Raw genomic sequence first — 24,086 nt, forward strand, 5'->3', positions numbered from 1 at the left:
GGACGCGTCACCATGGGAGCGACAACCGTAGTGAAGGCCCGGCCGGCCAGGCCGCCTTCCCCTCCTGAGACCTCGGCGCCGCTGCGGACCGGCCGGGTCCCCACCGGCCCGGGACGCCGCCGGCGGCGGGCGGGCATGCTCATGGTGGCGCCCGCGCTGCTGCACGCCTCGCTGTGGATCGGCCTTCCGGTCGTGGTCTCGGTGGCCCTGGCGTTCACGAAGTACGACGTGCTGACCGCACCGGAGTTCGTGGGCCTGGACAACTTCCGGGACATGCTGGACGACGCGGTCTTCCGCAAGTCCATCGTCAACACCCTGCTGTACACCTTCTTCACCGTGCCGTTCGGGATGGCACTGGGCCTGCTGGTGGCCCTCGCCCTGCACACGGGGCTCAAGGCGCGCGGCATCTTCCGCACCGCCGTGTTCCTGCCCCAGGTCACCGCCACCGTCGCGATCGCGCTGGTCTGGCTGTGGATCTACAACCCGGGCAACGGTCTGCTCAACACGATGCTGGCGTTCCTCGGTGTCGACGGCCCGGCCTGGCTCGCCTCGACGACCTGGGCGCTGCCGTCGGTGATCCTGGTCGGCATCTGGCAGGGCATCGGCATGAAGATGCTCATCTACCTCGCCGCGCTCCAGTCCCTGCCGAGGGAGCTGTACGAGGCGGCGTCGGTGGACGGGGCGTCCCGGGTGCGGCAGTTCTTCTCGATCACGCTGCCGCTGCTCAAGCCGGCGACGTTCTTCGTGCTCATCACCTCGATGATCAGCGCGTTCCAGTCCTTCGACCAGATCTACATCCTGACCGACGGCGGCCCCGCCAACAGCACCACGATGATGACGTACGAGATCTACAAGTCCGCCTTCCGGGAGTTCCGCGTCGGTTACGCCAGCGCGCAGTCACTGGTGCTCTTCGTGCTGCTGATGGGCTTCACCCTGGTCAACAAGCGGATCATGGGAGGCAGTCGTGGCCACAACTGAGCTGCTGGAACCGGCTCCCGCCCTGCGGAGGCGAACCGTTCCGCTCGGCAGGATCGCGCTCTACGTGACGCTGTCCGTCGTCTCCCTGCTGATGGTGGTGCCGTTCGCCTGGATGGTGCTCACCTCGCTCAGGACGCCGGTGGAGATCGCTTCGCAGGACGCCGGACTGCTGCCGGAACACTGGGAGTTCGGCAACTACGCCGACGCGCTGAAGGCCGCGCCGTTCGCCACGTACGCCCGGAACAGCTTCATCATCGCGATCAGTCACACCGTGCTCAACGTCCTGGTGGCGTCGATGGCGGGGTACGCGCTGGCGCGGATCAGGTTCCGCGGCAGCGAGATGATCTTCTATCTCTTCGTCGCGGCCCTGATGATCCCCACGTACACCAAGGTGCTGCCGGAGTTCCTGATCGTCCGCTTCATGCCGCTGGCCGGCGGGAACGACATCCTCGGCCAGGGCGGCAGCGGCTGGCTGGACAGCTGGTGGGCGCTGATCGTCCCGGGCGCCGTCACGCCGTTCGCCGTCTTCCTCTTCCGGCAGTTCTACCTGGACCTGCCGGTCGAGCTCGAGGAGGCGGCCAGGCTCGACGGGCTCGGTGAGTACCGGATCTATTCGCGGATCATGTCGCCGCAGGTCAAGCCCGCCTTCATCACCGTGGCTCTGCTGACCTTCGAGTCGTCGTGGAACAACTTCCTCTGGCCGCTGCTGGTGACCCACACGGACAGCCTGCGGGTGATCCAGGTGGGGCTCTCCGTGTTCAAGACGGAGAACGGCACCCAGTGGCACTTCCTGATGGCGGGCACCACGCTCGCCACCCTGCCCATGGTCGTCCTCTTCCTCATCGGCCAGCGCTACTTCGTGCAGGGCTTCGCAACCGCCGGTCTCAAGTGACCGGTTCCGGCCCCCTGCGGGCCGGTCACCGAAAGGGCTTCACCCATGTCTGCTGATCTCCATGGCTCCCGCGCGCTCGTCACGGGGGCGGGGCACGGCATCGGCCGGGCCATCGCCGTCGCCCTGGCCGAGGCCGGCGCCGATGTCGCCGTCCACTACCACTCCTCCGCCGACGAGGCCGCGAGGACCGTCTCCGCGATCGAGGCCCTGGGCCGCAGGGCCAAGGCGTTCCGGGCCGACGCGACCGTGACCGCCGAGGTGGACCTGCTGGTCGAGGAGGCCACCGGGTTCCTCGGCGGGCTGGACGTCCTCGTCTGCAACGCGGGCCACCTCATCGGCCGCGAGAAGATCGCGGAGATGTCCGACGACCACTTCGAGCGGGTCATCTCCACCAATCTGACGTCGGCGTTCCGCACGGTGCGGGCCGCTCTGCCGCATCTGACGCAGTCGTCCGCCGGACGCGTCATCACCATGTCGTCGCTGGCCGCGCACAACGGCGGCGGTCCCGGTTCGGTCGCGTACGCGGCGGCCAAGGCGGGCGTCCGGGGCTTCACCAAGGGCCTCGCGAAGGAGCTCGCCGGCACCGGTATCACCGTCAACACGGTCGCCCCCGGCTTCATCAAGGGCACGGCGTTCCACGACACGTTCACCGCCGCTCCGGCGCAGGAGGCCATGGAGGCCGGCATTCCGGTCGGCCGGGCCGGCACCCCGGAGGACGTCGCCCACGCGGTCGTCCATCTGGCCTCGCCCGCCTCGGGGTTCCTGACCGCCACCACGGTGGACATCGACGGTGGCGTATGGCCGCGTTGAGGCGGATCCCCCGGGAGCGGGGCGGCTGGTGGCACGCGTACGTCTGCCCGGCGCACGGCGTGGAGCTCGATCACGGTGATCTGCTCGCCGGGGTCTTCCCCGAGGGCGGTGCGCGGTGCGCGCACGGCTGCCGGGTGGACAGCGCCGCGGTGCGCGGCGCGTGGGTGGTCCTGTCGCACCAGGCGTGGGCGCGGCATCTGCGGGTGCTCGCCCATCGGGGCGAGCGTGCGGAGGCGGTGGCGCGGCTGGCCGAGTACGCCGGTGTGTACGCGTCGCTCACCACGGAGCGGCACGGCGAGGCGCAGGGCTGGATGCTGCGTGGCCGGCTCTTCCACCAGGCGCTGACCGACGCGATCTGGGCGGTGAACATCGGGCATGCCGTGATCACGCTGTCGCGGGACGGCACGGAGGATCTGGCGGCGGTGCTGCCGCTGCTGGACGAGCTGGAGCAGGCGGCGCTGGAGGCGCGCGGTGTGCTGACGGGCCGCGGTCAGCTGGCGTCCAACTACACCGCCTGGCTGAACGCGGCCGGCGCCTCCGCGGGCCGTGCCGCTTCGGCGGCGCGCGGCCTGGAGTGGGACGGCGGCAAGCCGTGGCTGGAGGGTGAGCACGGGCTGTACGCGCATCTGCGGGTGGCCGTCGCCGAGGACGGCTGGGAGTGGGAGGGCAGCACCTACTACCACGGCTTCGTGCTGCGGGCGGCGCTGCTGGCGCTGCGTTCCACCGACCCCGCGGTGATCCCGTCCGACGTGGTGGGGGTGCTGGCCGGGATGACGGACGTACTGGCGGGGATCGCCACGGCCGGCGGCATTCTGCCGGCCCTGCACGACGGCCCCTATCTGCGCCGCCCGCTGGCCCTGGAGTGGCTCGAACTGATTGCACTGGCCCAGCAGTTGGTTCCGTCCGGCGGCCTGGACGCGGTGGCGGCACGGGCCCGGGAGGAGCTGGGGGCGTACGACGACGGGCTGGACCGTGAGCTGGGAGGCTGGTTCTCGGGGCCGCCCCTCCCCCGGCGCCCGGCACCGGACACGGTCACCGTGTTCCCGTCGGCCGGTTACGGGGTGGTGCGCGCGGCGGGCGTCCACGCCCTGCTGGACTTCGGTCCGCACGGGGGATCCCACGGGCACCGCGACAAACTGTCTCTTTATCTGTACGGCGACACGACTCCGTGGCAGCCGGATCCCGGTCAGGTGCCGTACGCCCACGCCGAGTTCCGGGATCTGTACGCGTCCACCGAGGCGCATCCGGCGTTCCGCGTCGACGGCGCGGAGCAGGCGGAATGCGCGGGCGCGCTGCTGGCCTCGGACGCCCGCTCGGTGACCGCCGAGGTCACCACGGCGTACGACGGGGTGCGTGCGGTGCGCAGGGTCGTGGCGGGTGACTGCTACCTGGTGGACCTGCTGAGCGTGACGGGCGGGGAGGCACGCCGCATCACCGGCCAGCTGCGTCCGGGGACGGCTCTGGACGTCCAGCAGCAGGCCACCGGCCCCCTGCGCACCACCTGGTACGGCGACGAGACCCTGCACGGCCGGCACACGCACACCCCGGGGGCGGAGGTCCGTCCGTTCTCGCGGCCGGGCCCCGGACCGGCCGACGATCCGCAGCGCACGCGCACCTGGGTCGACCTCACCGCGCAGGCGGAGCGGATCACGTTCGCCTCGGTGTACCAGGCGGCGTCCGCGGGCCCTGCGGTGACCGGTGTGCGGTTCGACGGCGAGGAGCTGACGGTGGAGCTGGCGGACGGTTCGGCCGCGCGTTTCGGAACGGGGGTCTGATCCGTGCTGCTCTCCGCGACACCGCCGCCCGGGCCGCGCCCCGCGCAGGAGCTCCGGCTGCGGGAGGAGGCCGCACGTCACCGCGGCCTCACCCCGCCCCGTACGCACCCCCTGGCCAGCATCACCTGGCTCGGTCCGGCCGCCTCCAACCCGGCGCTGGCGTACCGCGTCACCGGTGACCGCGCGCATCTGGACGAGAGCCGGCGCTGGATCGAGGCCGTGGTGCGGCTGCCGCACTGGGGCCGCGCCCATATGCCGGACCACGACCTGGACGCGGGCTGGCTGCTGCACCACCTCTCGCTCACCCTCCGGTGGATCGGTGACGACCTGCCGGAGGAGGTCGAGGCCATGCTCCGGTACAAGCTGCTGCTCCAGGGCCGCCGGATGTACGAGTTCGCGGTGGCGAGCGAGGGCAGCTGGTGGTCGTCGTCGTACTGGCAGAACCACAACTGGATCTGTCACGCGGGTCTGGCGACGGCCGGCTATGTGCTGGGCAAGGAGGAGTGGACCGGGCGCGCCAAGGAGAATCTGGGCACGGTCCTCGATCTGATGCCTCCGGACGGTTCGCACGCGGAAGGCGTCGTCTACTGGCGTTACGGTGTGCCGTTCCTCGCGGCCCATCTGGACCTGCTCCAGGAGGCCGAGGGCGTCGACTGGTGGGAGCGCGGCGGTTTCCTCTCCTCGACGTTCCGCTACCGGCTCCACCAGACGGCGCCGGGCTTCGCGTCCAACGTCGACCACGGTGACTGCCATGACCGGCGCAGCGGCCACAGCGCCGGTCTGTACTACCGGCTCGCGGCGCGGTACGGGATCGCGGAGGCCCAGTGGATGGGTGATCTCGCGTCGGGTGAACTGCTGTGGAAGGAGGCCTCGGAGAGCGGGGTGCGGCCGGGGATCCTGCCGGAGGCGTATCTGGAGTACCTCTGGTACGACCCGTCGGTGCGGGCCGCCCGGCCGACGGAGACCCATGCGTTCTTCCCGGACCTCGGGCTGCTCGCGGCCCGTACGGGCTGGGACGACGACGCCACGCTGGTGTCGTTCAAGGCGAGTCCCGGGGGCGGTCACACGGCGTGGGAGACCTCGGCGAAGCACCGGGCCGAGCAGGGGTGGAAGACCCTGAACCAGGGGCATCACCATCCCGATTCCGGCTCGTTCGTGCTGGTCTCGCAGGGCGAGTTCCTCGCCGTCGACGAGGGCTACAGCAACCGCAAGCAGGCGGCCCACCACAATCTGCTGCTGGTGGACGGGCAGGGGTACGCGGACGAGGGCCGCTACCACGTCTACGAGGGCGTCCCGTACGAGCGGCAGGCCCGGCAGCGCGATGTGCTGGCGGACGCCGAGGGCGGCTGGGCGCACGCCACGGCGGAGATCGCCGCGATGTACGACCCCGGGCTCGGCGTCCGGCGCCTGGACCGGACCCTGGTGTTCACCCCGTCGGGGCGGCTCGTCCTGCTCGATCTGGCCGAGGCGGAGGAGGCGCGTGCATGGACGTTCCTGCTCCAGACCGACCGCCCGACGGAGCCGGGGCCCGACGGCAGCCGACTGATCAGGTCGGGTGCGGCCACCGCGCTCGTACACCGGTTCGCGCCCCATGACGCCTCGGTCACCTGCGAGGTCACCGAGGTGGAGGCCAATCCGACGTCCAGCACGCCGGAGCTGCGTCTGACCCGCACCCTGCACACGCTCCGGGCCACGACCGCGCGGTCCCGCGAAGGGGTCTTCCTGACGGCGCTCACCCCGGGCGGGGCGCCGGGCGCCGAGCAGATCGCGTGCACGGACGGGCACGGTGTCACCTTCGCGGAGACCGGGGAGAGCGTCCTGCTGTCCCCCGCCGCCCGGCGGATCCGTTCGCCACGGGTGAGCGCCGACGCCGCCGCCGTGCTGATCCGGGCAGGCGCGGAGCCGTACGTCGTGGGGTGCACCCGGCTGGAACTGGACGGGGTGGTGCTCCTGGACGCGCCGGAGCCGTACACAGGAAAGGTCGGCTGACCATGCAGGCAATCCTCCCCTCGGGCGGCACGGCGCTGCTGCGCCGCCTGGAGTTCATCGCCTTCCCCGCCGTCGCCGGGGCCGCGTGCACGGTGCTCTCCCTGGGTGTCGTGACGTGGCTGCCCGCGCTGGCGGCGATGGGGCACGCCCTCCAGCTCTGGCGTACGGAGGGGGACAGCCGGGTGTTCGTGAACACCTTCGCCGCGTTCGCCCGGTACTGGCGGACGCTGTGGCTCCACGGGCTGCTCTCCACGGTGGCGGCGGTGGTCCTGACGGCGAACATCGTCTATCTGCTGGGGCGTTCCGAGCCCTGGACCTTCGTCGTGCTAGCGGCGCAGGTGGGCATCGCCGCGGCCCTCGTCATCCATCACATCGCCCTGGCGGCCGAGGCGGGCCGCTCCCCCGGCGGTTCGGTCCGCACCTGGTCGGCCGGTGCGCTCGCGCTCGGCTTCGGGTCCCCGGCCCGGGGCACCGCCCTGCTCGGCGCGGTGGTCTCCGCCGTGCTGCTCTCGCTCGTCGTACCGCTGGGGCCGCTGCTGCTGGGCCCCAGCGTCCCCGTACTGCTCGCTCTGTCCTTCGCCGATCCCAGGAGGCACACCCCATGAGGCGTTTACCGCGTACCGTCCTCGTCACCGCGCTCGCCGCGGGCATCCCGCTCCTTCTCGCCCCGCCGTCCCCGGCCGCCGAGGCGGCCGGCGCGTACTACGTCTCACCGTCCGGGAGCGACTCCGCCTCCGGTACGTCGGCGGGGGCGCCGCTCGCCACCATCCAGAAGGCGCTGGACCTTGCGCCCACGGGGGCGGTGGTGCATCTCGCGGCGGGTACGTACCGGCAGGACGTGGTCACCACGCGCCCCGGCGTCACGCTCACCGGGCCCGCGAACGCGGTGGTGAAGGGCGCGGGTGACAGCAGGATCATCCAGGTGCGGCACGACTCGACGACGCTGAGCGGCTTCACCGTCGACGGACTGCACGGCGCGGCCGACGACGTCGCGGGCTACCGTCTCAAGCTGATCTACGTCATGAGCACGACCCCGGGCAACGGGGTGGGCGCCCTGCGCATCACCGGGATGACGCTGAGGAACGCGGCGGACGAGTGTCTGCGGCTGCGCTATCTGGTCACCGGCGCGGAGGTGGACGGCAACACCATCACCGACTGCGGGGTCGCCGACTTCAGGTTCGGCGGGGGCGGCAAGAACGGTGAGGGGATCTATCTCGGTACGGCGCCCGAGCAGCAGGGCGCCAACGGCGCGCCGGACGCGGCGGCCGACGTCAGCAGGAACAACCGCATCCACCACAACACCATCGTCACCCGGGGCAACGAGTGCGTGGACGTGAAGGAGAACTCCACCGTCAACTACGTCGAGTACAACGACTGCAGCGGACAGAAGGACCCGAGCTCCGGCGGGCTGGACGCCCGAGGCAGCGGCAACATCTTCCGTTACAACACCGTGCACGACAACGTTGGCGCGGGTGTCCGCCTCGGCGGTGACACCGAGGCCGACGGCACCGGCACGAGCGTGTACGGGAACACGATCACCGGCAACGCGGGCGGTGGCATCAAGTTCATGCGCACCCCGCAGGGCCCGGTGTGCACCAACACCATGAGCGGCAACACCGGCGGCGACGCGGTCGGCACCTACGCCGGCGACTACGACCCGACCGGCGCGTGCCCGCGGTGACCGGCCGGGGGCCCGCGAGACGCGGGGTGCTGACGGCCACGGTCGCGGGTGTGGCGGCGGTCGCGGCGACGGTGCCCGAGGCCCGGGCGGCCGAGCGGAAGGCGTCCCGCACGGGCTGGGCCACGTCCTGGGCGACGGCGCAGACCGCGCCGACCGCTGCGGACACGGTGGCGGCCGCCGGACTGACCGACGGGGTGTGCACCGCGACCGTGCGGCTCTCGGCCGGCGGCCGGGTGCGCCTGCGGTACGGGCACGCCTTCGGGACCGTACCGGTGCTGGTCGGTCCGGTGACCGCCGGCGGGCGGGCGGTGACGTTCGGCGGGCGGCGGCAGGCGTGGCTGGCCGCGGGGGCGTCCCTGACCAGCGACCCGGTCGACGGACTGCGCGCTCCGGACGGGTCGGCGCTCACGGTGGAGACGCGGCTGCCCGGCCCCACCGGCCCGCTGTCCTTCCACCGCAACACGCACGCGTCGCACAGCGTCGACGGGGCGCGTACCACCTCGGTGTTCCTCCTGACCGGCGTCGAGGTGACGGGCGCCCACGGGCCCGTCGTGGCCGTGCTGGGCGACTCCGTCGCGGAGGGTGTCGGCACGCCCGACGACGCCGATCTGCGCTGGCCGGACCAGCTGGCGCGCCGGCTGCCCGGATCGGCGGTGGCCAACCTGGGGATCAGCGGCAACAGGCTGCTGCTGGACGACGCCCGGTTCGGGCCCGGTGGCCAGGCGCGCTTCGACCGCGATGTCCTGTCGCTGCCCGGTCTGCGCACCGTGCTGGTCCAGCTCGGTGTCAACGACCTCCAGCAGCCGCCCGCGCAGACCGACTCCTCGGTCGTGCTGGCCGGTTACCGCCAGCTGGTGCTGCGGGCCCGGAGTGCGGGGCTGCGGACCGTCGGCGCGACCATCACCCCGTTCGAGGGCTGGACCCGCTGGACGCGGGAGGCCGACGAGGTACGGCAGCGGATCAACCGCGCCGTGCGCACCGGGCACCTGTACGACGCCGTCGCCGACTTCGACGCGGCGCTGCGCGATCCCGTACGTCCGTCACGTCTGCGGCCCGCCTTCGACAGCGGTGACGGCCTGCACCCCACCCCCTCCGGTCATGCCGCGCTCGCCGGCGCCGTCGACCGCCGACACCTGTGAGGACCCGGACCATGCGCCCAGTCACCGGCACCACCCGACGCACCGTACTGGCCGGAGCGGCGGCGCTCGGCGCGGCCGTCACCCTGCCCCTGACCCTTACCCCGGGGGCCGCCCACGCCGCCGCCGGTGACGCCGCCGCGCTGCGCGCCCGCTGGCACACCCTGCTGACCGGAGGTCCCGGTCTCGACCTGGCCGACGAGCGGATCGCGGCGGCCGTGGCCCGGACCGGCAAGGCCGCCACCACCGCGGCCAAGGGCCTCGACCCGTCCCGTACCGACGGGCTGTTCGAGGATCTGACCAGCACGACGCTCTCCAACCACGTCACCACCTCGTTCAAGCGCCTCGCCACGATCGCGACCGCCTGGGCGGTCCCCGGCACCCCGCAGCACGGCGACACCACCGTGCGCGACCTGCTGCTCGCGGGCGTCGACTGGATGCTGACGAACCGTTACGGCCCCGGGCACACCCGCTTCGACAACGACTGGGACTGGGAGATCGGCTCGGCCCTCGCCCTCAACGACGCGTCCGTCCTGCTGTACGACGCACTCGGCGCGGACCGGCTGGAGCGGATCACCACCGCGGTGCGGCACTACACCTCCGACCCCAACCTGTGGCGCGCCGACCGGCAGATCTCCACCGGCGCCAACCGGGTGTGGGTCTCCACCGTCGTCGCCGTCAACGCGGTGCTGCGTGACGACGGGGACGCCCTGGGCGCGGTGCGTGACGCTCTTTCGGACGTCGAGGGTTCGGGCGCCAACAGCGTCCTGGCCTTCAACGACGGTACGGACGGGGCCGCGGGCACCGGAGAGGGCTTCTACGCGGACGGCTCGTTCCTGCAGCACTACAAGCACCCGTACAACGGCGGCTACGGGAAGGAACTGCTCAACAGTCTCTCCCGGCTGCTGAATCTGCTCGCCGGCACGGACTGGGCGGTCACCGACCCCGCCCTCGACAACGTCCGCGGCTGGGTCGTCGACGGTTTCGACCCGCTGCTCGTGCGCGGCGATGTGATGGCCTCGGTGTGCGGGCGGGAGATCGCACGTCCCAGCAAGCAGGGCCACGCCTCGGCGCAGACGGTCGTCGAGGCGGTGCTGCGGCTGATCCCCGGCTTCCCGGGTGAGACGGGCGAGGTGTTCGCCGCGCTGGTCAAGCAGTGGATCGCCGAGGACACCTACCGTGACTTCCTCTCCGTGACCGACCCCGCGTCCCTGGTCGCCGCGCTGCGGGTCCTCGGCTCACCCGTCCCGGCGCGCGGTCCGCTGGTCGCCCACAAGCAGCACCCCCGGATGGACAAGGCGGCGCACCACCGGCCGTCGTTCGCCCTGGGCATCTCGGCGTACTCGAGCCGGATCTACACCTACGAGTCGATCCAGAACGAGAATCTGCACGGCTGGCACCTGTCCGACGGCATGGTTCTGCTGTACACCGACGACCTCGGGCACTACAGCGAGGACTACTGGCCCACCGTCGACCCCACCCGGCTGCCGGGCACCACGGTCGTCGCCGGCCGGCCGGCGGACGCCGCGGGCCAGCGCACGACGAGCACCGCCGACTGGGCGGGCGGCACCGCGCTGTCCGGCACGACGCTCGGGGCGTACGGCATGGAGCTGCGGGCGTACGGGAGCACGCTGCGCGCACTGAAGAGCTGGTTCTGCCTGGACGACGTGATCGCGTGCGTCGGGTCGGGCATCGGCGCGGACACGGGCGCCGTGGAGACCGTCGTCGAGAACCGCAAGCTGCGTGATCCGGCGGCGGCGCTCCTCGTCGACGGCGTTCCCGCCCCCGCCGGCACGGGCTGGTCGGCGCGACTGGACGGGGTCCGGTGGCTGCACCTCGAAGGGACCGGGGGCTATGTCTTCCCCGAGCCGGCCGGCCTGCGCGGTCTGCGTGAGGACCGTACGGCGGCCTGGCGGGAGATCAACCTCAAGTACGGTACGGACACTCCGGTCACCCGCCCGTATCTGACGCTGTGGCAGGACCACGGCGAGGCGCCCTCCGGGGCCGGGTACTTCTGGCTCCAGGCCCCGGCGGCCTCGGCGGCGCGGACCCGGCAGTGGGCGGCGGCGCCTCCCGTGGAGCTGGTCTCCCGCTCGACGGCGGTCCACGCCGTGCGCCGCCCCTGTGACGGGCTGCTCGCCGCGAACTTCTGGAGTGCCGGCACCGCGCAGGAGCTGACCTGCGACGGCCCCGCCTCGGTGCTGGTGCGCCCGGACGGCAGGACGGTGACGGTCGCCCTGTCCGACCCGACGCAGCTGCGGTCCTCGGTGGTGCTCGACCTGGACCTGCCCGGCCTCACGGTCGCCTCGGCCGATCCCGGTGTCCGTACCACCGCCACGGGCCGGGGCCTGCGGATCACCGCGGACACGGCCGGCCTGCACGGCGCGACCCTCGACCTCACCCTGAAGAGGAGCTAGACCCTTGCTGTTCGACATGCCCCTGGAGCGGTTGCGCGCGTACCGTCCCGAGCCGGAGGAGCCCGCCGACTTCGACGCCTTCTGGGAGAAGACGCTCGGCGAGAGCGCGCGGCACGGCCTGGACGCCGTGTTCGTGCCGTACGACGCCGGCTTCGCGACCGTCGACGTGTACGACGTGACGTTCAACGGCTGGGGCGGGCAGCCGGTGAAGGCGTGGCTGATGCTGCCGCGCGTCCGCTCGGGTCCGCTGCCGGCCGTGGTGCAGTACATCGGGTACAACGGCGGGCGCGGTGTCCCGTACGCGTGGCTGACGTGGAGCGCGCTCGGTTACGCCCATCTGGTGATGGACAACCGGGGGCAGGGCGGCGGCGGCAAGAACACGGCGGACACCCCGGACCTCGGCCCGGAGGGCCACGGCTCCTCCTCCCCCGGCTTCCTCACCCGGGGCATCGAGGACCCCTGCCGGCACTACTACCGGCGGCTCATCACCGACGCCGTGCGCGCGGTCGACGCGGTGAAGGCGCACGAGGCCGTGGACCCCTCGCGGGTCGCGGTGCTCGGCGGCAGCCAGGGCGGCGGCCTGGTGCTCGCGGTCGCCGGGCTGCGGGACGACGTGGCGGCGGCCGTGGCCGATGTGCCGTTCCTCTGCCACTTCCGGCGCGGCTCGCAGATCACCGACTCGGGTCCGTACGCGGAGATCGCCCGCTGGCTGTCCGGGCACCGCTTCCGGGTCGAGGAGGCGATGGAGACCCTGTCCTACTTCGACGGGGTCAACTTCGCGGCGCGGGCGACGGCTCCGGCGTGGTTCTCGGTGGGGCTGATGGACCGCATCTGCCCCTCGTCGACGGTGTTCGCGGCGTACCACGCGTACGCGGGCCCGGCCGAGCTGGAGGTGTTCCCGTACAACGGCCACGAGGGCGGCGCGGAGTACGACCTGCCGCGCAAGATCGGGGCGCTGCGCGGGGTGTTCGGCCGGTAGGGGTGCGGGTCACCGGCCCAGCGCCGCCATGGCGGCGTTGTGGCCGGGCACCCCGCTGACCCCGCCGCCGCGCACCGCGCCCGCCCCGCACAGCAGGACGTTGGCGTGGGCGGTCTCCACGCCCCAGCGGCCCGTCTCCCCGGTGGCGTACGGGAAGGAGAGGTCCCGGTGGAAGATGTGGCCGCCGGGGAGCCTCAGGTCGCGCTCCAGGTCGAGGGGGGTCTTCGCCTCGATGCACGGGCGGCCGTCGGCGTCGAGGGCCAGGCAGTCGGTGAGGGGCTCCTCGAGATGGGCGTCGAGCTGGGCCAGGGTGGCCGACAGGAGGGCTTCGCGCGCCGTCTCGTTGTCCTCGGCGAAGAGCCTCGCGGGGGTGTGCAGGCCGAACAGGGTGAGGGTCTGGTAGCCGCGGGAGGCGAGGTCGGGGCCGAGGATCGACGGGTCGGTCAGGGAGTGGCAGTAGATCTCCGAGGGCGGGGCGGAGGGCAGGTGTCCGGCCGCTGCCTCGCGGTAGGCGGCGGCCAGTTGGCCGTACCCCTCGGCGATGTGGAAGGTCCCGGCGAACGCCTCGTGCGGGTCGACGGAGCGGTCACGCAGCCTCGGCAGCCGGGTGAGCAGCATGTTCACCTTCAGCTGGGCGCCCTCGGCGGGGGCGGGCGGCTCCTCGCCGAGGAGCGCGGCCAGCGCCTGGGGCGAGGCGTTGACCAGGACCCGGCGGGCGCCGATGACGTGTTCCCCGTCCGGTGAGCGGACGGTGACCTCGGCCTGGGTGCCGTCGGTCTCGATACGCGTCGCCTCGTGCAGCACACGGATCTCGGCGCCCGCCGCCCGGGCGGCTCCGGCCAGGGCGTCGGTGAGCGCGCCCATGCCGCCGACGGGGACGTCCCAGTCCCCCGTGGAGTTGCCGATCACGTGGTAGAGGAAGCAGCGGTTCTGGATCAGGGACGGGTCGTGGGCGTCGGCGAAGGTGCCGATCAGCGCGTCGGTGAGCACGACTCCGCGGACGAGGTCGTCGGTGAAGTTCTCCTCGACGGCGACGCCGATGGGCTCCTCGAACAGCATGTGCCAGGCGTCCGCGTCGTCCACCCGTGCCCGCAGGTCGTCACGGGCCGGCAGGGGTTCGGTGAGGGTGGGGAACACCCGCTCGGCGACCCGGCCCGTCATCGCGTAGAACCGCTGCCAGGCCTCGTGCTCCCGGCCGTCGCCGGTGAGCGCGGCGAACGATTCCCGGGTGCCGTCACCGCCGACGAGCAGCCCGGTGGACCGGCCGTCGCGCACCGCCGGGGTGTAGGAGGAGACGGTGCGCTTGCGTACGGCGAAGTCGAGGCCGAGCTCGCGGACGATCTTCTGCGGGAGGAGCGAGACGAGGTAGGAGTAGCGGGAGAGCCGGGCGTCGATCCCCTCGAAGGGGCGGGTCGACACGGCGGCTCCGCCGGTGCTGCCGAGGCGTTCCAGGACGAGCACGGACCGCCCGGCACGGGCCAGATAGGCGGCGGCGACCAGGCCGTTGTGGCCGCCGCCGACGATCACCGTGTCGTAGGCGGCGTGCGTGGGGGCACCGGGTGAGGACGTCTCGTCTGCGGGCATGCCCCTTCGTAACACGGGATGATCGTCTCTGGACAGGGGTCGCGGCCCGTGGCGCGGGGACGGGGCGCCGGAAATCCGGTGGGGACCCGGCGGCCCGTGTGGCAGGGTGCTCCCCCGGACCGCGTCCTCCCGCGCCTGACCATGGAGAACCGATGAACGCACCCGCCCGTCTGATCCCGCTGCTCGACCAGTTCGATCTGGCACGCGAGCGGCTCACGGGCCGGCTCGCGGGCCCGTTCGTGGACAGCGGCAGCGGTACGGACGTGGAGGTTCCCCCGCTGACCGACGAGGAGTACCTGTGGGAGCCGGTGCCGGGCTGCTGGTCGGTCCGCCGCCGCGACACGGGGCCCGGGCCGGGGGCGACCGCGCTGACGGGCACGGGCGACTGGGGACGTGACACGGCGCCGCACCCGCATCCTTCGCCGCCGCCGTTCACCACTCTCGCGTGGCGTCTGAGCCACCTCAGCGAGCTGCTGACGCTGCGTGCCGACCACACGGCGGGCAGCCACAGCCTCACCCGGGACGACTACCGCCCGGTGGGTGACGCGGCGGGGGCCCTCGCGGACTTCGGCGCCTCGGCGGACGCGTGGCGTGCGGCGCTGCTCGGCGCCGACGACGCGGCGCTGGACACGGTCGGGTACAGCTCCTACCCGCACGGCAGCGACCCGGAGGACCTCTTCCTGGAGACCGTGTGGTGGGTCAACCAGGAGATGCTGCACCACGGGGCGGAGATCGCGCTGCTGCGCGACCTCTACCGCGTACGGGGCGGCCTGGCCTGACGGTCAGTGGGGCGGCATCGCGCGCTGCCGGCGCAGGTCGGCGACCCGCCGGTAGAGGTCCACGGCTTCCGTGCTGCGGCCGAGCTGTTCCAGGCAGTGCGCCTCGTCGTTGCGGCTCGCGAGGGTGTCGGGGTGGTCGGCGCCCAGCACCTGTTCGCGGATCTCGGCGACCGTGCGGTAGTCGGTGAGCGCCTCGGCCCAGCGGCCGAGCCAGCCCAGCCCCACGGCCACCTCGCGGCGGCTGACGAGGGTGTCGGGGTGGTCGGGGCCCAGGGTGCGTTCCCGGATCGCGCAGACCTGGCGTGCCTCGTCGAGCGCCTCCTCCCAGCGCGCCATCCGCCCCAGGTTGACGCCGAGGCCGTGCCGGGCACGCAGTGTCTCGGGGTGGTCGGGGCCGCCGGCCCGGGTGCGGTCGGCGACCAGGGCGCGGTAGAGCTCCATGGCCTCGGCGCTGCGGCCCAGCCTGCCGAGGCTGATGCCCACCTCGTAGCGCGCGGACAGGGTGTCGGGGTGGTCGGCCCCGAGGGTGGCGGCGCGGCCCTGCGCCACCTCCCGGTAGGTCTGCAGGGCCTCCGTCCAGCGGTCCAGCCGGCCCAGGGTGTACGCCACTTCGTACAGCGTGACCAGGGTGTCCGGGTGCGTCGTGCCGAGCAGCCGGCCGCGGGCGTCCGCCACCTCGCGGGCCATGCGGTACGAGTCCTCCAGGCGGCCCAGCCTGCTGAGGTTGAAGGCGAGGTTGTGGCGGCAGCGCAGGGTGTCGGGGTGGTCGGGCCCCATGGAGCGCTCCCGCGAGGCGAGCACCGCGGCGTAGACCTGGTGGGCCTCGAAGTGCCGGCCGAGCTGCCCGAGGACGTACGCCGTCTCCTGCCGGGCGGCGAGGGTCTCGGGGTGGTCGGGGCCCAGCGTGCGTGCGCGGCCGTCGGCGACCCGGCCGAACTCGCGCAGGGCGTCCTCGGCCCGGCCGGTGCGGCTGAGGGTGAATCCGACCTCGTACCTGCTGGCGAGGGTGTCGGGGTGGTCGGCGCCGAGGGCGTGCTCCCGCTCGGAGGCGACCGCGCGGTGTACGTCGCCCGCCTCCTCCCAGTGCCCCAGCCGGCCGAGGTTGAGCCCCGCGCTGTGGCGGCTTGCCAGGGTGGCGAGCAGCCCGGGCGGCGGGGTGGGGCGGCCGGATCCCCCGGGCGGGAGGCCGTTGCCGGGCGCCGGACCGGTCGCGGTGGTCCATGCCCCGGTCAGCGCGGTCGCCTGGTCGATGGCGGCTGTCCCCGGGTCGGCGGCGCCGCCCGCCTTGTGACCGGCGGTCATGTTGCGTGTCCAGGAGGGCAGTCGGTAGGCCCGGCCTCCGGGGTGCTGGACCGGGACGGGCGGGGCGAGCCGGACCCGCCCGATCTCCGGCTGCCCGCCGGTACGCCCGAGCGTGATGCGCCGCCGCAGGTCACCGGCGTCGGCCGGGCGTTCGCCGGGCGTCTTGGCCAGCAGGTCCAGGACGACCTCGTCGAAGAACCTGGGCAGTTCGGCGCGGTGGGTGCGCGGCGGTTCGGGAACGGTGTCGCGGTGCCCGACGAGCACGGCCCAGGCGTCGTCCATGTCGAACGGGGGCACGCCGGTGGCGATTTCGTACAGCACGCAGCCCAGGGAGTAGAGATCGCTGCGGTGGTCGACCTCTCCGCCGCTGATCTGCTCGGGCGACATGTAGTGCGGGGTGCCCATGGCGATGCCGGTGCCGGTGAGCCGGGAGGTGAAGCCGATGTCGTGGCCGAGCCTGGCGATGCCGAAGTCGCAGATCTTCACGGCGCCGTCGTCCAGGCGCATGATGTTCGCGGGCTTGAGGTCGCGGTGCACGATGCCCTGCTGGTGGGTGTAGCCGAGGGCGTCGGCGACCTGTTCCGCGATGTCCACGACGTCGGCCACGGGCAGGGGGTGCTGCTTGTTGTCCTCCAGGAGCTGGCTGAGGTTGCGCCCCTCCAGGAGTTCCATGACGAGGTAGAGGACGCCGTCGGACTCCCCGAAGTCGTGGACGACGGTGACTCCTCGGTGCTGGAGTGCCGCGGCCACCCGCGCCTCACGCCGGAAGCGCTCGCGCAGGATGCGGGTGAAGGCCTGGTCGTGCTGCGGCCCCATCGGTTTCAGGCACTTGACGGCGACCTGCCGGCCCAGCGACTCGTCGCGCGCACGCCAGACCTCGCCCATGCCTCCGCGCCCGATCATGTCGAGCAGCCGGTACCGGCTCTGGATCAGCCTGGTGGTGTCCGCCATCGCGTGTTGTCGCCCCCGTATGCTCCGCTGCCCGCTACCGCTGCTGCGCCCTCCCCGGCCCGTCCAGTATGGCTGCCTGTCTGCGGAGTTTGTACGGGGCGGGGCGGCTCCCCGGGCCGAGTCGTGCCATGGCCTTCACGATGTGACCGGGCGGCAGGCGCCAGCGGAGGCGGGAGGGGATGGCGCGCAGGGCGGTTCCCGTGCGGCGCAGCCGGCGGTCGACCGCCGCGGGAGGCGGCGCGGCCCTGCCGTACAGCTCGTGGGCGTACGCCGGCAGGGAGTCGTAGGCGAGCGCGGCCACGCGCCTCCAGAGCAGGGCGCGCGCAGGGGTCAGCAGGGCGGGGACCGGCGGGTCGCGCAGGAAGGCGTCGACGTCAGACGCCTCTGGCCCCGCGGCCAGTTCGGGCCTGACCTGTTCGAAGTAGGCGGCGAGGGCGGCGGCCGTGGCGGGGACGCCGGCCGGGTCGAGGCCGACGAGCCGGGCGCCCTCCCGCTGCTCGTCGACGTAACGGTCGGCCTGGGCGTCGGTGAGCGGGTAGCCGGAGCGGCGCTCGACCTGGAGGTAGGAGTCGACCTCGGCGCAGTGGACCCAGAGCAGCAGCCCGGGCTCGTCGACGCCGTAGACCTCGCCGGTCTCCGGGTCGGTGGCCTTGAGGAGCCGGTGGATCTTACGGACGCGCGCCCCGCACCTCTCCGCGGCCCCGGTGGGGTCGTAGGTGACCGTGCCCACGAAGTCGGCCGTACGCAGCAGTCGCCCCCAGGCGTCCTGGCGGAAGTCGCTGTTCTGCATGACGCCGCGGACGGCGCGCGGGTGGAGCGCCTGGAGGTACAGGGCACGGACGCCTGCCACCCACATCATGGGGTCGCCGTGCATCTGCCAGGTGACGGAGCGGGGGCCGAACAGCCCGGGGTCGAGACCGTCCGTCGGCTCGTTCCTGTCGTCCATCGGCTCGTGCCTTCCGTTCGACGGCGGGACCGGGGGCCGGGCCGGGTCCCGGAGAGATCATGACTCGTAGGATGACGTCCGGCGCGGTTACCTGCATACCGCAACCGCGCACGATCCGGGGAGGGGTGGGGCTGTGTCCACGTGGGGACTGGTGGTGGAGCAGAACCTCGGCTACGGCCGGAAGGGGCGGATGTGGTCGATCGGCGTGATGGACCATGTGGAGGGGACGCGCGAGGAGGCGCTGGAGGCGCTCCGGCTCCGGGCCGAGCGTTTCGAGCCGGTCCACCCCGCCAACCCGAAGAGCCGGAAGCTGTACCGGGAGGCGGACGGCTTCCTGCTGGTCGTCGAGGGCGTCTGGCAGCCCTTCCACTGCCGGTTCTCGGTGGCCGAGCAGCTGTACGACAGCACTGTTCCCGAGCCCGCGGAGGAAGCGGCCGAGGCGGAGGTGCGGGACGGGCCCACAGCGCCGGCGCCGGCGCCGGCGGAGCCCGGTCCCCCGCCCGCCTGGGACGCACAGGTGCCGGAGGTGCCGTCCTGGCTGGGCCGGGACGACCTCTCCTGAGGCGGGTCAGCGCTTGACGGCCCGCAGCACCACGAACTTCGGATCTCCGGCGACGGTGACGCAGTTGCCGAAGATCCGGCGCAGCTGGGTGTGGTAGGCGAGGTGCCGGTTGCCGACGACCCAGAGCTCCCCGCCCTGGCGCAGCGCGGCGTGCGCCCCGGCGAACATGTTCCGGGCCGTGGCGTCGGTGACCGCCTGGTGCGAGTGGAACGGCGGGTTGCACAGGACCAGGTCCACGCCGGCCCGGGGGATGTCCGCCGTCCCGTCGCCGACCACGAACTCGGCCTTGGCGTCGGCCCCCGCGTTGTCGTGGAAGGTCGCCTCGGCGGAGGCGACGGCCTGGTAGGACTCGTCGACGAAGGTGACCGTGGCGTCGGGGTTGGCGAGTGCCGCGGCTGTGCCGAGGACGCCGTTCCCGCAGCCGAGGTCGACGACGCGGTCGGGTCCCGTGCGCCGCGGGAGGTGCTTGAGGAAGAAGCGGGTGCCGATGTCGAGGCGTTCGGCGCAGAAGATCCCGGCGTGGTTGGTGACCGTGCGGCCGGAGACCACGCCGACGTCGTCGGGCAGTTCGTAGCGGCGCGGCCAGGGGCTGGGGGTCCTGGGCAGGGCCGGGTCCGGGGTGCAGAAGATGAGCCGTGCCTTCTTCACCGCGAGGGAGGTGCGGGTGGGGCCGATGATCCGCTCGAACAGCTTGAGGGTGGAGGTGTGGATCTCCTTCACCATGCCGGTCCCGATGACCACGGTCCCGGCATGCACGGCGGGCGCGAGCCTGTGGAGCTGGTCCTCCAGGAGCGCGAGGCTCTTGGGGACGCGCACGAGCAGGACGTCGATGCGCTCCGGCGGGGTGTCGCGCACCGAGAGCATGCGCACCGCGTCGGGGGCAGCGCCGTTGCGCGCCAGGTTGGCCTCGGTGGCCCGGCGGGTGAGATACGAGTCGGTGATCTGTACGGGGCTGTACGCGGCCAGCACGGTGGCGAGGGCGCCCCAGCGGTCGCCGACCACGGCCACGGTGCCGGACGGACGGACCGGCTCGCTCCCCTCCTCCCCCTCCAGCCGCCGCAGCAGATACTCGTCGGCGGCGTCCCACGCACGGAACGGGTCGCGGGGGTTCTCGGGAAAGCGGGCGAGATCGAATTCGCCCTGTGACGTCGTCAAACGGTTCATATTGAGTTCAGGCTAACCGAGTGGCGGGGAGCGCCCCGCACGCTCCCCACCACGGAGGGGGTCCCGCCGGCTCTAGGGGAGCCGCTTGTCCATGGCGGAGCGGCCTTCCTCGGACAGCCTGCGCTGGGCCCATTCCAGGCTCTCGGGGGTGAGATCCCGCCCGGAGGCGAGCACCAGATCCTCCGCGGTGGGCTGATCGCCGGCTCCGGTGTGCAGCAGACGGTCAGGGGTCACCCCCCGCACTTCCGGCACGGATACGGATACGGATTCGGACTCTTCGCTCATACCGCCTCCTCGTCCTTCCGGCAATTCTCGCGCCGGGGCGACATCCCCGCATCCGATACCCCGGAGACCCCGGAGGACTTGTCACTTGACTTGCACATGATGAATACGCAACGTTCACACGACCGGCACCGTGCGTGTGGAAGGCTCCCGACCGAGCAGTCAACGTCCGGCCCCCACGACACCGTTCTGCCGCCCCGGAAAGGACACCCCACATGTCCAGCCGTCGCCGTTTCTACGCGCGTCCACTCCTCGCGACAGCCGCCTCGATCGCCGTTCTCACCGGCGTCGCGGCCACCGCGCCCGCCGCCACCCCCACGTCCGCCGGCCAGGCGTCCCCGGCCGCCGCGCTCGACGACACCTACTACCAGGACGCCCTGGGCAAGACGGGTACCGCGCTCAAGAGCTCGCTGCACTCGATCATCAGCGAACAGACCACGCTCTCCTACAGCCAGGTCTGGGACGCGCTCAAGGCGACCGACGAGGACCCGGCCAACTCCTCCAACGTGATCCTCCTCTACACCGGCCGCTCCCAGGCCAAGAGCGAGAACGGGGGCAACACCGGCGACTGGAACCGGGAGCACGTCTGGGCCAAGTCCCACGGCGACTTCGGGACCGCGACCGGCCCCGGCACCGACATCCACCACCTGCGCCCCGAGGACGTCCAGGTGAACTCGGTCCGCGGCAACAAGGACTTCGACAACGGCGGCAGCGCCGTCTCGGGAGCGCCCGGCAACTTCAGCGACGGCGACTCCTTCGAACCGCGCGACGCGGTCAAGGGTGATGTCGCCCGGATGATCCTCTACATGGCGGTGCGGTACGAGGGCGACGACGCCTTCGCCGACCTGGAGCCGAACGACAGCGTGAGCAACGGGTCGGCCCCGAACATCGGGCGGCTCTCGGTGCTGAAGCAGTGGAGCCAGGAGGACCCGCCGGACAGCTTCGAACAGAACCGCAACCAGGTCATATTCGACCGGTTCCAGCACAACCGGAACCCGTTCATCGACCACCCCGAGTGGGTCGAGGCAATCTGGTAGCACCGGCGACGAGCCCCCGGGATCCGGCGGCTCACCCCGGTCCGGCCAGGGTCTGCGCGCAGTGTTCGGCGGCCTCCTCGACGGAGCCGAAGCGCGGCAGGTCCTGGCCGGTCCGTTCCCGGACCAGGTCCGGCGGCCCCAGGCGGTCGCCCGGGTCGACGACGGCCGCGCTCCGCCCGTCCCGGGCGAGCCGGGACAGCCCGGCGTGCAGCAGCGACAGGGCGACGGAGTCGGCGCCGGTCACCTCGCGCAGGTCGAGCACCACCGGTCCGGGCGGCTCCCCACCCGACTCGTCCAGGGCGTGGAGCACACGCTCGGCGGCGGTGAAGTCGAGCGCCCCCTGGGCGGCCACGACACCCACCCGCTCGCGCAGCGCGCGGCTGTGGGGTCCGGACGGCGCCGAGGGCAGCACATCGGCGGTGGTGACCAGCGTGACGGTGGAGCCGGGCAGCGCCGGGTTCCGCATCAGGTGCAGACCGAAGCGTTCCGAGAGTGCGGCGAGCGCGGCGTGGCCGCGCACCGACGTGCCCGCCGCGTCCAGCAGCGGACTGTAGGCGGCCAGCCCGAAGCGTGCGGGGCCGGCGGCGATCAGCCCGCCGGACACACCGCTCTTGGCGGGCAGCCCGACCCTCAGCAGCCAGTCGCCGGAGGAGTCGTACATCCCGCAGGTGGCCATGACGGCGAGGACCTGGGCGGCGACCTCCGGGGAGACCACCCGCTCCCCGGTGACCGGATTGACGCCGCCGTGCGCCAGCGTCGCGGCCATCACGGCGAGGTCGAGGGCGGTGACCCGCACCGCGCACTGCCGGAAGTAGGTGTCGACGGCGGCCACCGGGTCGACGGGCAGGGCGCCGGTGCTGCGGATCAGATAGGCGAGCGCCCGGTTACGGTCCCCCGTCGCGGCCTCGGAGCCGTACACGCCCTCGTCGACGTCCAGTTTCCGCCCGGCGAACCGGCTCAGGCAGGTCAGGATGCGCTGGAACGCAGGAGCCTCGCGGGTGTCGGGGACCAGGGCCGTGGTGACGATGGCCCCGGCGTTGACCATGGCGTTGGCCGGCCGCCCGGTGCCGTGCTCGAGGCTGATCGCGTTGAACGCCTCGCCGCTCGGCTCGGCGCCCACCCAGCGGGTGACCTCGTCGAGGCCGAGCGCGGTCAGCGCGAGGGCGTAGACGAAGGGTTTGGACACCGACTGCAGGGTGAAAGGGGTGTCGGCCGCGCCCGCCCCGTAGGCATGTCCGTCCATGCTGACGAGGGCGAGCCCGAAGTCGTCGGAGGCGGCCCTGGCCAACTCCGGGATGTAGTCGGCCGGCTGTCCCTCGCGTACGCCGGCGAACCGGCCGTGGAGTTCGCGCAGCGTGTCCGTGACGGCCTCCGACGCACTCACAGGGAAGCCTCCGGACGCCGTACGGGGCATCCTGCGGGACCCGTGAAGGGCGAGCACTCCCCCAGCGACATCACATCTACCTCCGGAGGAGTGAAGGGATAATTCCCCCAACAATTCGCCCATATTATGATCAAAAGGTATGAATTGACTCGTTGAACGGCCGCTCCGCGCCCAGGGGTGGCTCCAGCACCGCGGACCCCGAACCCTCCGGGAGGGAACGATGGATACGGACGCCCTGACGCCCGGCCTGCTGCAGGAACTTCGCGCGACCAGGCCCTATCCGGCCCTGTCCCTGACGATGCCGACCCACCGACGCGCGCCGGACAACGCCCAGGACGCCGTACGGCTGCGGAACCTGGTGGCCGAGGCCGGCAGCCGGCTGGACGCCGACCCCCGGGTGTCCCACGAGACCGGGGCCGCGGTGAAGGCGCAGCTCGACCGCGCGGTGGCCGAGGTGGACCAGCGCCGGGCCCTCGACTCCCTCGTCATCCTCGCCGGTCCCGACGAGTACCAGATCTGGCAGCTGCCGCGCACCGCCCCCGAACGGGTGGTCCTCAGCGACAGCTACCTCACCCGCAACCTGGTCGCGGCGAAGGCCGGGGCCCAGGTGTTCCGGGTGCTGAGCGTGTCCGCCGAGCACGCGGCACTCTGGTCGGGCACGAACGAGGTGCTGCGCGCCGAGGACGGGTACGGATTCCCGCTGAGGCCCCCGCACGAGAACTTCGACCCGGAGCGCCAGGCCCGGAGCGGCGGCGCCCCGAGCATCTACTCCAGCGAGGACACCCGCAGCTTCTTCCGCGCCGTCGACGGCAAGCTGCGCACCGTGCAGGCAGCGGACCCGCGGCCGCTGTTCCTGGTCGGACTGCCGCAGGCGCTCTCCCTGCTCGAGGACGTCGGGGAGTGCGCCAAGTCGGCCGTCTGCAAGGTCCCGAAGGGGACGACTGCGGAGACGACCGCACCCGAGCTGGCCGCCGAGCTGAAGGCCGCGCTGGACGACTGGCGCGCACAGAAGGACGCCGCCGTCCGGGACAGGCTCGACACCGCTCTCGGCGCCAAGACCTTCACGAGCGGCCTCGACGAGGTCTGGACAGCCGCCGGGGAGAGCCGTGTCGCCCTCGTCGCCGTCGAGGAGCACTTCCAGCGGACGGTCAGGGTCAGCGACAACCACCTGCAGCCCGTGGACCCGGCGGACGTCACACCGGGGGACGAGGGGATCCGCGAGGACATCGTGGACGAGCTCATCGAGACGGTCCTGGACAACGGCGGCGAGGTGGTCTTCGTCGCCGACGACTCCCTCGCCGGCCACGGCAGGATCGCGGCCGCCCTGCGCTTCTGACCGCGCACGCCCGGCCACGGACGCCTTACCGCGTGTCCCTACGTGAGGATTATGTGAATTATGTCTAGGTTTGGCGCTCTCAAGTCGATCTCACCGCGTTGA

20 protein-coding genes are annotated in these 24,086 nt (G+C 72.6%); 14 read left to right on the forward strand and 6 right to left on the reverse strand.

Annotation, left to right across the window (positions count from 1 at the left end; all coding sequences use genetic code 11):
- Nucleotides 1–12: 12 nt before the first annotated feature.
- Genes JKV81_RS29155 through JKV81_RS29200 form a run of 10 tightly spaced genes read left to right on the forward strand, consistent with a single transcriptional unit; the run spans nucleotide 13 to nucleotide 12,657 of the window.
- On the forward strand, nucleotides 13–978 hold the full coding sequence (locus JKV81_RS29155) for a carbohydrate ABC transporter permease (RefSeq protein ID WP_236058069.1): 966 nt from the start codon (nucleotides 13–15) through the stop codon (nucleotides 976–978).
- A complete protein-coding gene (locus tag JKV81_RS29160) occupies nucleotides 965–1,870 on the forward strand; it encodes a carbohydrate ABC transporter permease (protein WP_202078627.1) in 906 nt (301 codons plus the stop codon). The genes JKV81_RS29155 and JKV81_RS29160 overlap by 14 nt, the downstream gene beginning before the upstream one ends.
- Nucleotides 1,871–1,915: 45 nt before the next feature.
- Nucleotides 1,916–2,680: an SDR family NAD(P)-dependent oxidoreductase gene (locus JKV81_RS29165; RefSeq protein WP_129260509.1), complete on the forward strand. Its 765-nt coding sequence runs from the start codon at nucleotides 1,916–1,918 to the stop codon at nucleotides 2,678–2,680.
- Nucleotides 2,668–4,455 carry a heparinase II/III domain-containing protein gene (locus tag JKV81_RS29170; protein WP_202078629.1) on the forward strand — a complete coding sequence of 596 codons (1,788 nt, stop codon included), beginning with the start codon at nucleotides 2,668–2,670 and terminating at the stop codon, nucleotides 4,453–4,455. Before JKV81_RS29165 ends, JKV81_RS29170 begins: the two co-directional genes overlap by 13 nt.
- Before the next feature lie 3 nt (nucleotides 4,456–4,458).
- Nucleotides 4,459–6,444, forward strand: coding sequence for a heparinase II/III family protein (locus tag JKV81_RS29175; protein ID WP_202078631.1), 1,986 nt, complete (start codon nucleotides 4,459–4,461; stop codon nucleotides 6,442–6,444).
- Between the two features lie 2 nt (nucleotides 6,445–6,446).
- Nucleotides 6,447–7,049: a YesL family protein gene (locus JKV81_RS29180; RefSeq protein WP_202078633.1), complete on the forward strand. Its 603-nt coding sequence runs from the start codon at nucleotides 6,447–6,449 to the stop codon at nucleotides 7,047–7,049.
- On the forward strand, nucleotides 7,046–8,125 hold the full coding sequence (locus JKV81_RS29185) for a DUF1565 domain-containing protein (RefSeq protein ID WP_202078635.1): 1,080 nt from the start codon (nucleotides 7,046–7,048) through the stop codon (nucleotides 8,123–8,125). Before JKV81_RS29180 ends, JKV81_RS29185 begins: the two co-directional genes overlap by 4 nt.
- Before the next feature lie 26 nt (nucleotides 8,126–8,151).
- Complete coding sequence (locus JKV81_RS29190) at nucleotides 8,152–9,264, forward strand: SGNH/GDSL hydrolase family protein (RefSeq protein WP_307820621.1); 1,113 nt, start codon at nucleotides 8,152–8,154, stop codon at nucleotides 9,262–9,264.
- Between the two features lie 11 nt (nucleotides 9,265–9,275).
- Nucleotides 9,276–11,678 carry a polysaccharide lyase 8 family protein gene (locus JKV81_RS29195; RefSeq protein ID WP_202078637.1) on the forward strand — a complete coding sequence of 801 codons (2,403 nt, stop codon included), beginning with the start codon at nucleotides 9,276–9,278 and terminating at the stop codon, nucleotides 11,676–11,678.
- A gap of 4 nt (nucleotides 11,679–11,682) precedes the next feature.
- Nucleotides 11,683–12,657, forward strand: coding sequence for an acetylxylan esterase (locus tag JKV81_RS29200; protein WP_129260514.1), 975 nt, complete (start codon nucleotides 11,683–11,685; stop codon nucleotides 12,655–12,657).
- A gap of 9 nt (nucleotides 12,658–12,666) precedes the next feature.
- Here the strand turns inward: JKV81_RS29200 and JKV81_RS29205 are convergent, their stop codons facing one another.
- Nucleotides 12,667–14,241: a phytoene desaturase family protein gene (locus tag JKV81_RS29205; RefSeq protein WP_202078639.1), complete on the reverse strand. Its 1,575-nt coding sequence runs from the start codon at nucleotides 14,239–14,241 to the stop codon at nucleotides 12,667–12,669.
- A gap of 152 nt (nucleotides 14,242–14,393) precedes the next feature.
- Here JKV81_RS29205 and JKV81_RS29210 point away from each other — a divergent pair, with 152 nt between their 5' ends.
- Nucleotides 14,394–15,020 carry a DinB family protein gene (locus tag JKV81_RS29210; RefSeq protein ID WP_202078641.1) on the forward strand — a complete coding sequence of 209 codons (627 nt, stop codon included), beginning with the start codon at nucleotides 14,394–14,396 and terminating at the stop codon, nucleotides 15,018–15,020.
- 3 nt (nucleotides 15,021–15,023) lie between these two features.
- On the opposite strand, the gene JKV81_RS29215 is transcribed toward JKV81_RS29210, so the two are convergent.
- Both JKV81_RS29215 and JKV81_RS29220 read right to left on the reverse strand, forming a co-directional pair.
- Entirely contained in the window at nucleotides 15,024–17,273 is a 2,250-nt protein-coding gene (locus JKV81_RS29215) for a serine/threonine-protein kinase (RefSeq protein ID WP_129260517.1), read from the reverse strand.
- A 34-nt stretch (nucleotides 17,274–17,307) separates the two neighbouring features.
- On the reverse strand, nucleotides 17,308–18,219 hold the full coding sequence (locus tag JKV81_RS29220; protein WP_202078643.1) for an oxygenase MpaB family protein: 912 nt from the start codon (nucleotides 18,217–18,219) through the stop codon (nucleotides 17,308–17,310).
- Between the two features lie 133 nt (nucleotides 18,220–18,352).
- Between JKV81_RS29220 and JKV81_RS29225 the strand changes: the two genes are divergently transcribed.
- Complete coding sequence (locus JKV81_RS29225; protein ID WP_202078645.1) at nucleotides 18,353–18,781, forward strand: hypothetical protein; 429 nt, start codon at nucleotides 18,353–18,355, stop codon at nucleotides 18,779–18,781.
- Between the two features lie 6 nt (nucleotides 18,782–18,787).
- On the opposite strand, the gene JKV81_RS29230 is transcribed toward JKV81_RS29225, so the two are convergent.
- Entirely contained in the window at nucleotides 18,788–19,945 is a 1,158-nt protein-coding gene (locus tag JKV81_RS29230; RefSeq protein WP_202078647.1) for a methyltransferase, read from the reverse strand.
- Nucleotides 19,946–20,017: 72 nt separating this feature from the next.
- Nucleotides 20,018–20,230, reverse strand: a complete 213-nt coding sequence (locus JKV81_RS29235; protein WP_124278767.1) for a hypothetical protein — start codon at nucleotides 20,228–20,230, stop codon at nucleotides 20,018–20,020.
- A 212-nt stretch (nucleotides 20,231–20,442) separates the two neighbouring features.
- Between JKV81_RS29235 and JKV81_RS29240 the strand changes: the two genes are divergently transcribed.
- Nucleotides 20,443–21,264: an endonuclease I family protein gene (locus JKV81_RS29240; protein WP_129260522.1), complete on the forward strand. Its 822-nt coding sequence runs from the start codon at nucleotides 20,443–20,445 to the stop codon at nucleotides 21,262–21,264.
- A 31-nt stretch (nucleotides 21,265–21,295) separates the two neighbouring features.
- Here the strand turns inward: JKV81_RS29240 and glsA are convergent, their stop codons facing one another.
- On the reverse strand, nucleotides 21,296–22,648 hold the full coding sequence (gene glsA, locus JKV81_RS29245) for a glutaminase A (RefSeq protein ID WP_129260523.1): 1,353 nt from the start codon (nucleotides 22,646–22,648) through the stop codon (nucleotides 21,296–21,298).
- Between the two features lie 220 nt (nucleotides 22,649–22,868).
- Here glsA and JKV81_RS29250 point away from each other — a divergent pair, with 220 nt between their 5' ends.
- Entirely contained in the window at nucleotides 22,869–23,984 is a 1,116-nt protein-coding gene (locus JKV81_RS29250) for a baeRF3 domain-containing protein (protein ID WP_202078649.1), read from the forward strand.
- Nucleotides 23,985–24,086 lie beyond the last annotated feature (102 nt).

Source organism: Streptomyces silvae (assembly GCF_016745505.1).
Classification (GTDB): domain Bacteria; phylum Actinomycetota; class Actinomycetes; order Streptomycetales; family Streptomycetaceae; genus Streptomyces; species Streptomyces silvae.